Below are 13443 nucleotides of genomic sequence, written 5' to 3'. Positions count from 1 at the left end.
CATGGAGTTTGATTTCCTTACCCCCATAAATAGTGAAACGCTTGATTTTAAGCATACGTTGTCTTCGCATCAAATCGGAGGGACTCTTTTAGTGCATACTGATGATTCCTTTCCGGATTTAAACGAAGTTAAGATTGCTTTGATCGGCGTACTTGAAAACCGAGGCGATACAATACATTTCTCTAGAGTGGATCTGCAAGCCTTTCGTCAATCCGTATATCAATTGTATAATGGAAATTGGAATATGGGTATAGCGGATTTAGGTGATATATTGCCTGGAAATGCTGCTTCAGATACTTATTTTGCTTTAAAAAAAGTGACTTCAAGTTTGATAAAAAAAGGAATTGTGCCTATAGTTATTGGTGGTTCTCAGGATTTAACGTACGCCTTGTATCGGGCTTATGACGATTTAGAGCAAATGGTGAATTTAGTAGCCATTGATAATAAATTTGATTTTGGTAAAGAAACAGATGGATTATCTAATGATTCTTATTTGACCAAAATGGTGATTGATGCGCCAAATAATTTATTTAACTATTGTAATATTGGCTATCAAACCTATTATAATTCACAAGAAGAAATCGATATTATAGAAAAACTTTTTTTTGACGCTTATCGATTGGGAGAAATCTCCAATAATATTGCCTTAGCAGAACCCGTGTTTAGAGATGCTGATGTAGTAAGTTTGGATTTAACATCTGTTAAGTCATCAGATTCAGGAAATTTTAATACTTTTTCTCCTAATGGTTTTACTGGGAAAGAGATTTGTGCTTTGTCCCGATATGCTGGAATAAGTGATAAGGTTTCCATGTTTGGTATTTTTAATCATACCAATACCGTAAATGAATCAGTCCTGATGGCTCAAATTGTTTGGTATTTTATAGAAGGCTTTCAATATCGCTCAGGAGAATATCCTTTTGGTACAAAAGATAATTATCTCAAGTATATAGTGCCATTAGAAGACGAAGAGTTGGTTTTTTATAAGAGTAATAAAACGGATCGTTGGTGGATTGAAATTCCTTTTTTATCGCATGGTAACAATAAACTAAAAAGAAATACGTTGTTACCCTGTTCTTATGAAGAATACTTGCAGGCTTGCAATCAAGAATTGCCTGAAAGATGGTGGAAAGCACAAAGAAAAAACAGTGTTTAAAACTTAATTAAAATTTTAAGTATTTGTTAGTAGTAAAAATTGTTTATTTAAAAAATATTAAATAGGTTTACGGCCTTAATTAATTGAATAGTTAACCCCCAAATTTATATGAAGAAAATCATTGTTTTTACGGCTTTATTAACTCTGTTGATCGGCTGTGGTAAATCAAGCGATAAAGGAGAATTAGTAGGCGTTAAAGGCGGCAAGTGGCACCCAGAGAAACCGTATGGAATGACATTAGTTCCTGGGGGGTCTTTTATTATGGGTAAATCAGATAATGATATAGCTGCTGTTGATGATGCGCCAACAAAAACCGTTACCGTGCGTTCCTTTTACATGGATGAAACCGAAATTACGAATAGCGAATACCGTTCTTTTGTAGAATGGGTGAAAGATTCTACTATTAGAGTTCGATTAGCAATTCTAGCTGATATGAATGGCCAGAAACCTACAGATGGCCAAGGTAAGAAAGCTGGTAGTATTGCTGATTTTGCATTCAATGACGCAGATCCAGCAAAAATGACCGCTTATGATAAATACATGTACGATAATTATTACAGTGTTGGTACAGACAAAGATCCTTATGCAGCCAGAAAATTAAATCGTAGAGTAAAATTAATCAAGGAAACTAAAAAATATCCTGATGAGTTTTATGCAGAGGTAATGGATTCCATGTATTTGCCAATAGACCAATCCTACAACGGTCTTAGAACAATTGATGTAAATAAATTGAAGTATAAATATACTTGGATGGACATACAAGCAGCTGCAAAAGCTAAAAATGGTTCTAGAAAAGATTTTATTAGAACAGAAGAAATTAATGTATATCCAGATACTACAGTTTGGATCAAAGATTACGCATATTCTTATAATGAGCCTATGCACAATGATTATTTTTGGCACAAAGCGTATGGCGAATATCCAGTAGTGGGAGTGAAGTGGACGCAAGCTAAAGCATTTTGTGCTTGGAGAACACAAAACAAAAACACCTACATTAAATCCAAACAAAAAGGACGTGATTTAGTAAACTCTTTCCGTTTACCTACTGAAGCGGAATGGGAATATTCTGCTAGAGGTGGTTTAGAATCTGCTACTTACCCTTGGGGAGGTCCATACACCAAAAATGATAGAGGATGTTTCTTGGCTAATTTTAAACCAAGCCGTGGTGATTATGCAGCAGACAATGCCTTATATACTGTTGAAGCAAAATCATATGAACCAAACGGATATAACCTATATAATATGTCTGGTAACGTAGCAGAATGGACTAATGATGCTTATGATCCAAACGGATTTGAATATGTTTCTACAATGAATCCAAACGTTTCTGACGCTTCTAATAAGCGAAAAGTAGTTCGTGGAGGATCTTGGAAAGATGTTGCGTACTTCTTGCAAGTGAGTACTAGAGATTTTGAATATGCTGATTCAGCTAGAAGTTTTATCGGATTTAGAACTGTTCAAGATTACATGGGAACTCAAGCAACAGGATCTAAAGGAAAAAGAAAATAAAAACCCAATCTAAATATTTTAAATTAACCTAAAAAAGTAAATTATTATGGCATTATTAAGCAAAAAAACAATGAATTTCGCTTACGGTATGGGAGCGGCAGTAGTAATTATCGGAGCATTATTCAAAATTACGCACTTTGAATTAGGACCATTAACTGGAACTTTGATGTTGTCAATCGGTCTTTTAGTTGAAGCGGCTATTTTTGCTTTATCTGCGTTTGAACCAGTAGAAGACGAATTGGATTGGACTTTAGTTTATCCAGAATTGGCTAACGGTCAAGCAAAGGCTCAAGTTAAAAAAGAAGAAAAAGTTGATGCTCAAGGAATTTTATCTCAAAAATTAGATGCCATGTTGAAAGAGGCTAAAATCGACTCTGAATTGATGGCTAGTTTAGGTACAAGTATCAAAAACTTTGAAGGAGCTGCAAAAGCAATTTCTCCAACAGTTGATTCTATTGCATCTACTAAAAAATACAGCGATGAGTTGACAATGGCAGCTTCTCAAATGGAGTCTTTAAATAGTTTATATAAAGTTCAATTAGAAAGCGCTTCAAGAAATGCTGAGGCGAACAAAGAAATCGCAGAAAACGCTAGTAAATTGAAAGAGCAAATGGCTTCAATGACTGCGAATATCGCTTCATTAAACAATGTTTATGGAGGTATGCTTTCTGCAATGAACAACAAAGGATAATTAGTTTTACACTAAAATTATTATTTATTAAACTAATTATTTAAGAAAAAATGGCAGGAGGAAAATTAACCCCTAGACAGAAGATGATTAACCTGATGTATCTGGTTTTCATCGCGATGTTAGCAATGAATATGTCCAAAGAAGTATTGTCTGCTTTTGGATTGATGAATGAAAAATTTGAAAGTGCAAATGCTGCTTCTACTCAAAATAACCAAGCCCTTTTGATGTCCTTGGATACAAAAGCAGCCGAAGCAAAAGGTAATTTTATTGCTGCTGCAGCTACTGCACACAAAGTAGAAGTTATTACTAAAGAATTTGATGCTTACATAGCTACTTTGAAATCTGATGTTTTAAAAGGTTTTACAGTTGATGCAGAAACTGGTAAATTGCCTTATGAAAATATGGATAAAGGTGATAATATCGACAACTGGTTTGTTGGAGAAGGATATACCAAAAAAGGAGAGGAAATTATTGCTAAAATTGAAAATTATAAAGCTGATATGAAAGCAGCTTTAGGTTCTGATAAAAAATTCGCTTCTATTATTGGTGAAGTACAAGATAAATTTAATATTGGTGAAGTAACGGATAAAGATGGTAACAAGATTAAATATCTTAATTATCACTTTAAAGGTTTTCCAGCGGTAGCTTCTGTAGCTAAGCTTTCTGCTTGGCAAAATGATGTTAAAAAAGCAGAGGCTGATGTGTATAACTCTGCCTTAGGAAAAGCAGCTGTTGAAGCAGCTTCTTATAGTAATTACCAAGCAATTGTTGTATTAGAGAAAAATGCTTATTTTCAAGGAGAAAATGTTAAAGGTAAGGTGGTTTTAGGTCGTTATGATGAAAACACCAAGCCAACTTCTTTTCAAGGTCCAGGTCGTTTAGAAAATGGTCAAGCTGTTATTTCATTGACTGCTGGTGGTGTAGGAGAGCAAAACATTAACGGTCAGTTTTCTTTCTTAGAAGATGGCAAAACAATTCCTTTAAAATTCGCAGGTAAATATGTTGTGGTTCCTAGACCAAATTCTGCGACAATATCTGCTGATAAAATGAATGTTGTATACCGTGGTGTTGTGAATCCTATGTCTATTTCATTCGCTGGTATTTCTGATAAAGACGTTGTGGCTACTGCTCCTGGTTTGACAAAAGTAGGAAATGGTAAATACAACATGAGTCCAGGATCAGGTTCTGAAGTTGTAATTAATGTTTCTGGGAAAATGTCAGATGGTAAAGTAGCTTCTGATAAAAGAGTATATAGAATTAAAGGTATTCCTGGGCCATCTGGAACAATTAGAGGCGAAATGGGTGTTGTTAAAGGGCCTAAGTCTAACTTGCAAGTAGCTACAATCGGTGCGAAATTGGTTGATTTTGATTTCGAGGTTGGTTTAGATGTTGTAGGTTTTAACTTTAAAATTGCAGGTCAACCTACTGTACAGGTTTCTGGAAACCGTTTAAATGCTCAATGTGTTTCTGCATTGTCCAAAGCAGGAAGAGGAGATCAGGTAACTATTTCTGAAATTAAAACTAAATTAGTAGGAGCAGGTAGTTATTTGTTACCTAGAACTGCTCCAGTAATTTTTGAAATACAATAATTGTATTCTATAAATTGCTTAATATTTTATAAGACACCATGATGAATGTAAGATTTTTTATTGTAGCTATTGTTTCAGTATTCGGTAGTGTAGCTGGGTTTTCACAATCCAACCTTTTGAATGCTAAAACTCCAAGTGAAATTGGACTTAAAACAGCCGCACAGCGTATTTCGGATAACGATAAGCCATTGGCATATGGGTATGTTCATGACAGAGATATCTTAATGGGTAAAACCACATGGGAGATCATTGACTTAAGTGAAAAAATCAATTTCCCTTTATATTTCCCTATCGACACAGCTAACATTGGTCAAGATAGACGTTCAATGTATGATGTGTTAACCAAGGCTATGAAAATGGGTAAAATAACTGAAGTGTATACGGATAGTTATTTTAATACCAAAAAGTCGCTTAAGGATATTCAAGCTTCTCTTTCCCGTGTTGATACCACTGATGCTGGTCGTGAGTTAATAAATCAAGATCCAGATGCTTACAGATCACGTGTTGTGAAGAAAAAAGTGGTTACAGGTACTGGGAAAAACAAGAAAGTTTCTTATGTTGATGAAACTGTTGGACCTACAAAGACGATCCCTTTAGAGTACATCATTAAAAATGATTTAACAGCTCAGGATGTTGCGCAATACAAAATTAAAGGATTTTGGTATTTCGATAAGCGTCAAAGTGAGTTGAAGTATCGTTTGCTTGGGATTTGTCCAGTTACCCCAGACGTATTCACCATGAACAGTGAGGAAAAAGATTACATTGAATTGTTCTGGATATTTTTTCCAGCCGCTAGAGAAGTTTTGCATGAGGCTAAAGCTTTTAATGAGAAAAATTCTACTATGCCGATTTCTTTTGATCAAATTTTGAATTCTAGACGTTTCAATGGTGTAGTGTACAAAGAAGAGAATGTATACGGAGATAGAGCTATCGAAGAATATATGAAAGATAATTCTCAAAATCAACTTTTAGAATCTGAAAGAATTAAAGAGAAAATCCGCAATTTCGAACAGGATATGTGGAATTATTAATTTTAAGATTAGTACAATTAAAACTCTTACTGTTATGGTAAGAGTTTTTTTGTTTTTGTTCATTTTTTAACTTTTAAATATGGTTGACTATATAATTGTAGGTGCTGGTTTGGCAGGTATTTCTTTTGCTGATTTAGCATTGAATAATCATAAACAAGTAGTTGTTTATGATAACAATTCACAAAATTCGTCTAATGTTGCTGGTGGTTTGTACAACCCCGTCATCTTAAAACGCTTTAGTGAAGTTTGGGATGCTGCCCAACAGTTGAAAGAAATGAATGATTTTTATTCTTGCTTAGCCAACAAGATTAATGTCAATGTGGACCATAAGATGCCTATTTATAGAAAATTTTTTTCTGTAGAAGAGCAAAATAACTGGTTCACTGCTTCGGACAAACATAATTTAGCTCCTTTTCTATCCACTACGCTACATTATGATGCTTTTAAAGGAATTGATGCTCCTTTTGGTTATGGTGAAGTCTTACACACTGGCTATGTTGACACCGCACTTTTGTTGAATCTTTATCGAGCTTATCTTAAAGAGTTGAATTTGTTTTTTGAAGAAAATTTTCACTATTCTAATTTAGTTTTTACAGAGTATGGAGTTGAATACAATGGAATACAAGCAAAACATATCATTTTTGCAGAAGGTTTCGGATTGCATCATAATCCTTTTTTTAATTTTCTTCCATTAGACGGGACCAAAGGCGAATTGTTTATCATTAAAGCGCCTATGTTGTCTGTTGATGTTATTGTTAATACCAGTATTTTTATTTTACCACTTGGGAATGATTTGTATAAAGTAGGCGCTACTTATAATTGGAGTGATAAAACTAATTTGCCAACGGATCAAGGAAGAGATGAGTTAGTGGATCGCATTAAAGAAATCATAAACTGTGAGTTTCAAATTGTAAAGCATTTTGCTGGAGTTCGCCCTACTGTGCGAGATCGAAGACCACTAGTAGGTACACATGATCAATATAATTGTATTCATGTGTTAAATGGACTGGGTACACGTGGCGTTATGCTCGCGCCTTCTATGGCCAAATCTCTTTTTTTAAGTATTGAAGAGAATCAGCCTTTATCTACCGAAATAAATTGGACACGTTTTCTGAAAAAAATAAAGCGATAAATTACTTTTCTTGTTGAGGATCATAGTCAACAAATATATTAATGTAAATGTTGCGTGATGTTCTCAGAACCAAAGGAAATAATAAGACTAAAACACCAATTATTGCAAAAAAAGAATTTTTAATACTAATATGTAATAACAAATACGAAACAATAAATGTAGCGATACCAAGGGCAACATTTAAACCATAACTAACATACATCGCTCCATAAAAAAAAGAAGGTTCAATTTGATACTTTAACCCACAATGGCTGCAGGTCTCGTTCATTGTAAGTACTTTATTGATAGTAAAGGGATTCTTGTCTTGATACATGCTTTCTTTTTGGCATTTCGGACAAGTTCCTGTTAAAATACTATTTAGTTTGGATCCTTTTTTTAACATTTGCATAAATTTTAATCAAAGGTACAATTTTAGATTGCTTCCTTGGTAACTTTAGTCACATTCTATGCTCAATATACATAATTTATCGGTTTCTTTTGGGGGTTCTTATTTGTTTGAAGAAGTAACGTTTCGGCTTGGTGCTGGTGATAGAGTAGGACTTGTGGGTAAGAATGGTGCTGGTAAATCAACTATGCTGAAAATTTTAGCTCGAGATTTTGCTCCCGATTCTGGAAGTATTGCTCAAGAGAAAGAAATTAGGATGGGTTTTTTGCGTCAGGATATCGATTTTGAGGCAGGAAGAACTGTTTTGGAAGAAGCCTATGAGGCCTTTACAGAGATTAAAATTGTCGAAAAAAAGCTTGAAGCGATCAATCATCAGTTGGTAACTCGTGCCGATTATGAGAGTGAAGAATACGGTAAAATAATTGAAGATCTTTCTGATTATACCCATCGTTTTGAATTGCTTGGAGGCTATAATTATGTTGGTGATACTGAAAAGATTTTATTAGGATTAGGTTTCAAGCGTGAGGTATTCGATAATCAAACCGATACTTTTTCTGGAGGTTGGAGAATGCGAATTGAGTTGGCCAAATTATTATTACAGTCGAATGATATTCTACTATTAGATGAGCCTACTAACCACTTGGATATTGAAAGTATCATTTGGTTAGAAGGTTTTTTGCGTAACTTTCCTGGCGTTGTTGTCATTGTTTCGCACGATAAAATGTTCTTGGATAATGTAACCAATAGGACTATTGAAATTTCTTTGGGTAAAGCCTATGATTTTAATAAGCCTTATTCTCAATACCTTGAATTGCGACATGAGATCCGCGAAAAGCAATTGGCGACCCAAAAAAATCAAGCCAAGAAAATCGAAGAGACCGAAAAATTGATTGAAAAATTCCGTGCCAAAGCTTCCAAAGCATCGATGGCGCAATCACTTATTAAAAAATTGGATAAAGTGGAGCGTATTGAGGTAGATGAAGATGATAACTCGGTAATGAGTATCACCTTTCCTGTTTCCAAAGAACCTGGGAAAGTGGTTTTAGAGTTAGATAATGTGACCAAAAAATATGGTGATAAAACCATTTTGTCTGCAATAGATTTGCTAGTAGAACGAGGAAGTAAGATAGCTTTTGTGGGACAAAATGGGCAAGGAAAGTCCACATTAATAAAAGCCATTGTTAACGAGTTTGAGTATTCTGGTGAAATCAAGCTGGGACACAACGTTCAAGTAGGGTATTTTGCTCAAAATCAAGCGGAATATTTGGATGGAGAGATTACCTTATTGCAAACTATGGAAGATGCGGCAACCGATACAAACAGAATGAAAGTTAGGGACATGTTGGGTGCTTTTTTGTTTCGAGGTGATGATGTAGAGAAGAAAGTAAAAGTGCTTTCTGGAGGTGAAAGAAATCGTTTGGCGTTATGCAAGCTCTTGTTGCAGCCCATTAATGTTTTATTGATGGATGAGCCTACCAATCACCTTGACATAAAGTCTAAGAACGTTTTGAAAGCCGCATTGCAAAAATTTGGAGGAACTTTATTGTTAGTGTCTCATGACCGTGATTTTTTGCAAGGAATGTCAAATATTGTCTATGAGTTTAAAGATCAAAAAATTAAACAATATTTAGGTGATATAAATTTTTTCTTGGAGCAACGCAATCTTGAAAACATGCGTGAAGTTGAGAAAAAAGATATTGAAAAGCAGACGTTACCAAAGGACAATGCCAAGTCGAAATCGTCTTACGAGGATCAAAAAAAGAATAAGGCATTGCACAATAGATTGAGCAAAATTGAAAGTCAAATTAAGCAATTGGAAATTGATATTCAACATGATGATAAAATGTTAGCTTCTAATTACGACAAGCATATTGAGGATGCCAAGTTTTTTATTGCCTATAATAAAAAGAAAGAAGAATTAGATCAATTACTTACAGATTGGGAAATTGTTCAAGAAGAAATCGATAATTTATAATTAATCTAGGTACAACTTCATTTTCATTCTACTATCACCAAAGGTCTTCTGTTATATACAAAGGCCTTTGGTGTTTTTTTTATTTAAAAATTCATCAATATTATATTTTTGAATTTTTCGGGCAATTCTTTCCATTTTTTGGACTCTCTTCCATTAATTGAACAAAAAAGTAGTTCTCGTTCTTTTGAACAAAATTTTTTTATTTTTTTTAAAGTTTTATCAGAAATATTTTTTTTCAAAACTTACTATTGTTATCTCCCATTTTAAAAGGATTTCAGCGTCATTGATGTTTTTTTTGAAATTTTTTGCATTGGTAGCTCATAGAAGTTATTACTCCCTCCCTCTACTTTTCTTGTTATAGGTTCATTTTTTGCAAATACTTAGGAACGATTAAGTTACACATATTGTAAAACAAGTATATATACCTAAAATCTATTGTTTTTAGGAAAAATCATTACTCGTATTAACAGGAAAATAAATGTTATTATAAGATAAGATGTTCTTTTTATCGATTTTTTTTGCTCTTTATCATTACTAATTATTGAAGAGTTATAAGATAAAAATGCATTTCATCGATATAATTGTGCTTTTAATCGATTTTTTGTTTAATTAACTAGTAATTATTATGTTATGATTGAAATACTATTAATTTTGCCAATTATTAAAGTTATTATTTGTAGTATTAATTCTACGTATAAATTCATAATTGGAATAAAGTCCTTACACTTTTTCGTATCCAATTTTTTTCTAACTGCGTCAGCGAGTATTAATCGTAAAAATGGCTTATTAACAAATTTGAATTATTATTTATTTATGATTAAAAACTTTACTCCGAATTTGCTTTCAACATCATATTATTATAATTTGTTTTCCAAGAAAATTGTTTTTTTATTTTTTGCAATTTTTGTTAGTCCATTTTTGTTTTCCCAAGTTTGCGGAACACCTGGTGCAGATGGTCCTATACTAATTTCAAGTTCTATTAATACTTATTTCCCAATTGCGACCAACATCTCCTTGGCGGCTGGTCAAAATAGTGTTAACCTTGGTGCAGTTCCACCAACTGATTCTTATGGGAATAGTTTTGGAACTTTGCAAATTAATTCAGGTGATTTGTTGTTGATTATTCAAATGCAAGATGCTTCGATAAATGCAACAGATAATAATAGATATGGTTCTGGAGAACTTAACTCAGGACCCGACTTGTTGGGAGGTACTGGTTTTACAAGCATCGGTAATACAGGACTTTATGAGTACGTAGTGGCTTCCAATAATGTTCCATTAACAGGGGGGAACTTAACTTTTGTTGGGACTGGAGCAGGAAATGGACTGTTGAATTCTTATGTAAATGCTGCAGCAACTACAACTTCTGGTAAAAAGACATTTCAAATTGTTAGGGTTCCTCAATATTCTAATTTAACATTGACTGCTAATGTGACAACTCCTCCATTTAATGGGGTATGTGGTGGTGTTATTGCCTTTAATGTTTCAGGTACTTTTAATTTTAATGGTTTTACAATTGATGGAAATGCTAGAGGATTTAGAGGAGGGTATAGCCCTCAAGCTGGATCTGGTTCAAATAATGGAAGTGCTTATGTAGGACTTTCTTCAAATACAGTAATTTCTGGAAAAGGAGAAGGTATCGCGGGAACGCCCAGATTTATGTGGGATGGTTTTAATCAAGTAGATAATATAATAGAAGGAATGCCAAATGGCTCAGCTGGGCGTGGTGCTCCAGCTAATGCTGGAGGAGGAGGAAATGATCACAACGCAGGTGGTGGTGGTGGTGGTAATGGTGGAAATGGCGGTTTAGGTGGAAGAGGCTGGCAAGGTAATGGAGGTGATATCAATCCGCTTACAGGAGGTGGTCGCCCTGGTTTTAAATCGTTTCTAACAGCAACACCAGATATGAATAGATTGATCATGGGTGGTGGTGGAGGTGCTGGCGATGCAAACAATGCTACTTCTGGAGTAAAGGGAGGTGTTGGGGGTGCTATTGTAATCATCAATGCGGGTACAATACAAGGCAATGGTTCTATATTTGCAAATGGAGGTAATGGTGCACCAGGGACTTATGCTAATGCTCCTGATGGAGCAGGTGGCGGTGGAGCTGGGGGATCCGTATTTTTAAATATTTCTAACAGTAGTACAGCTACTATAATTATTCAAGCAAGGGGAGGAAATGGTGGTAACACAGAAAATGATAACAATAATTCTCATGGTCCAGGTGGTGGTGGTGGTGGTGGAATTGTTAGGCACAACTTAGTTGGAGCAGTAACAATTAGCGCTAATGTCTCTAAAGGAGTATCAGGTAGAACAAATGCAGGTGCAGGAATCACTCATGGAGCAATTGATGGGGAAGATGGTTATTTGTCTTACTATGTAGCAGCAACAGATCTTCCACCAAATTTGAATTTAAATAATTTATGTCTACCAAACTTAGAAACAAAAGTTACATCTTTATTTTCAACAGTTTGTAATCAGGTAAATGGAACATTTTCCTACGCAGTTGAAATAAAAAATACAGGTAGTGGTAATGCTGGAAATGTTCAATTGGATTTTAAATTTCCAGTTGGTATTGAATATGATACAGCTACTTCCATTTATAGTTTGGGAGCAGCTGGTCCTGCCGGAGCATTAATCAATACAGGTACAGCAAACAATCCTATTGTGGGAGGGTATAACATACCAAAAGATGGTTATGTTACCATCACCATAACAGGAAGAATAGTTGGAGCAATTAGTAATGGTACCTATAGTGTCGATGCTCAAGCATTGTATTTAGATCCCACCAGAACAGCTAGCGGGCCTACTAGAAGGATTACTCCTTTAGTTAATGCTTTTAATTCAGCGAATACCTCGTATCAAACTGGAGGATCTGGAAACGTATTAGGATTTAACTTTAGTGGTGCGGCAACTAATGTAGATGATGTTAGTTTTATTTTAGCGCCAACTCTTGTTTTATCAAATGGTAACCAAAGTCAAACAGTATGTACAGGAACAGCAATTAGCAGTACTGTTTACACATGGGGTGGAAGTGCTACAGATGTTACTGTGGCTAGTTTGCCAACGGGATTGACTGCGACAAAAAATGCAGCAGCAAAAACAGTTACTATAACTGGTATACCATCAGCAACCGGGACCTATAGTGTTAATACAATTGGTCAAACAGCACCATGTACAGCAATAAGTTTAGGAGGGACAATAACTGTAAATCCATTACCATCTATATACTCTGTAACAGGTGGCGGTGCTTATTGTTCAGGAGGCGGAGGTGTTGCAGTAGGACTTGCGAATTCTCAATCAGGTATCAATTACCAATTACAAATAGGAGGAGTAAATGACGGAGCAGCAGTTGCAGGAACAGGCAGTGCGATTAGTTTTGGCAACAAAACTGCAGTAGGTATTTACACTGTTGTAGCGACAAATGCCACTACAGGATGTAATACTTCAATGACAGGAAGTGGTGTTGTTTCAATTAATTCTTTACCTGCTGCGCCAACCGCACCAATGAATGTAACAGTATGCGAGACGGGTTCATCACAGACTTTGACGGCTACTGCCACCGTTCCTTCGGGATCTAGTATCGTTTGGTACGATGCAGCTATAGGTGGAAATGTGGTAAATCCACCGACTTTAGTAAGTACAACTGCTGCGACACGCACTTTATATGGTCAAACGTCTAACGGAACTTGTTCAAGTTCAAATCGAACTGCAGTAACTTTGACAATTCTTGCTGCGCCAGGGACACAATTTGCTACTACATCAGATATTACTGTAGCTTGTGGAGCACTAACAACAAGCACTCTTAGTTATAGTAATAATTCAACAACATGCCCCATTAGTGGCTCTGTAACTTCAACTCTAAGTGCGATCCCATCAACTTGTGGTGGACCTGTTACTGAAAGTTGGACTTTCACTGACCAACTAGGAAGGACAATCTCAAAAACAAGAACAATTACAGTAAGCCCAGCAGCTTTG

9 protein-coding genes are annotated in these 13443 nt (G+C 35.2%); 8 read left to right on the top strand and 1 reads right to left on the bottom strand.

Going from position 1 to position 13443, the window contains the following annotated elements; translation table 11 throughout:
- The first annotated feature begins 1 nt into the window (after position 1).
- The 6 genes from AO58_RS0113825 (at position 2) to AO58_RS0113800 (ending at position 7105) form a co-directional block, all read left to right on the top strand.
- The gene (locus tag AO58_RS0113825; protein ID WP_024982272.1) at positions 2–1153 is read left to right on the top strand and encodes a formimidoylglutamase; all 1152 of its coding nucleotides are present in this window, start codon (positions 2–4) and stop codon (positions 1151–1153) included.
- Positions 1154–1261: 108 nt separating this feature from the next.
- Entirely contained in the window at positions 1262–2662 is a 1401-nt protein-coding gene (porK, locus tag AO58_RS0113820) for a T9SS ring complex lipoprotein PorK/GldK (RefSeq protein WP_024982271.1), read from the top strand.
- Between the two features lie 46 nt (positions 2663–2708).
- The gene (gene porL / locus AO58_RS0113815; RefSeq protein ID WP_024982270.1) at positions 2709–3353 is read left to right on the top strand and encodes a type IX secretion system motor protein PorL/GldL; all 645 of its coding nucleotides are present in this window, start codon (positions 2709–2711) and stop codon (positions 3351–3353) included.
- Positions 3354–3403: 50 nt separating this feature from the next.
- A complete protein-coding gene (gene porM, locus AO58_RS0113810) occupies positions 3404–4942 on the top strand; it encodes a type IX secretion system motor protein PorM/GldM (protein ID WP_024982269.1) in 1539 nt (512 codons plus the stop codon).
- A gap of 41 nt (positions 4943–4983) precedes the next feature.
- Positions 4984–5973, top strand: a complete 990-nt coding sequence (porN, locus tag AO58_RS0113805; protein ID WP_024982268.1) for a type IX secretion system ring subunit PorN/GldN — start codon at positions 4984–4986, stop codon at positions 5971–5973.
- A gap of 79 nt (positions 5974–6052) precedes the next feature.
- Positions 6053–7105: an NAD(P)/FAD-dependent oxidoreductase gene (locus tag AO58_RS0113800; RefSeq protein WP_024982267.1), complete on the top strand. Its 1053-nt coding sequence runs from the start codon at positions 6053–6055 to the stop codon at positions 7103–7105.
- A 1-nt stretch (position 7106) separates the two neighbouring features.
- Here the strand turns inward: AO58_RS0113800 and AO58_RS0113795 are convergent, their stop codons facing one another.
- Entirely contained in the window at positions 7107–7487 is a 381-nt protein-coding gene (locus AO58_RS0113795; RefSeq protein ID WP_024982266.1) for a DUF983 domain-containing protein, read from the bottom strand.
- A gap of 64 nt (positions 7488–7551) precedes the next feature.
- Between AO58_RS0113795 and AO58_RS0113790 the strand changes: the two genes are divergently transcribed.
- A complete protein-coding gene (locus tag AO58_RS0113790; RefSeq protein ID WP_024982265.1) occupies positions 7552–9465 on the top strand; it encodes an ABC-F family ATP-binding cassette domain-containing protein in 1914 nt (637 codons plus the stop codon).
- A 918-nt stretch (positions 9466–10383) separates the two neighbouring features.
- Positions 10384–13443, top strand: a 3060-nt coding sequence (locus AO58_RS17845) for a beta strand repeat-containing protein (protein ID WP_155959425.1), incomplete at its 3' end; no start/stop codon positions are given.

The organism is Flavobacterium succinicans LMG 10402, from assembly GCF_000611675.1.
Classification (GTDB): domain Bacteria; phylum Bacteroidota; class Bacteroidia; order Flavobacteriales; family Flavobacteriaceae; genus Flavobacterium; species Flavobacterium succinicans.
The sequence above is the reverse complement of the archived record's forward strand: the minus strand, read 5'-3'. Positions and strand labels throughout refer to the sequence as shown.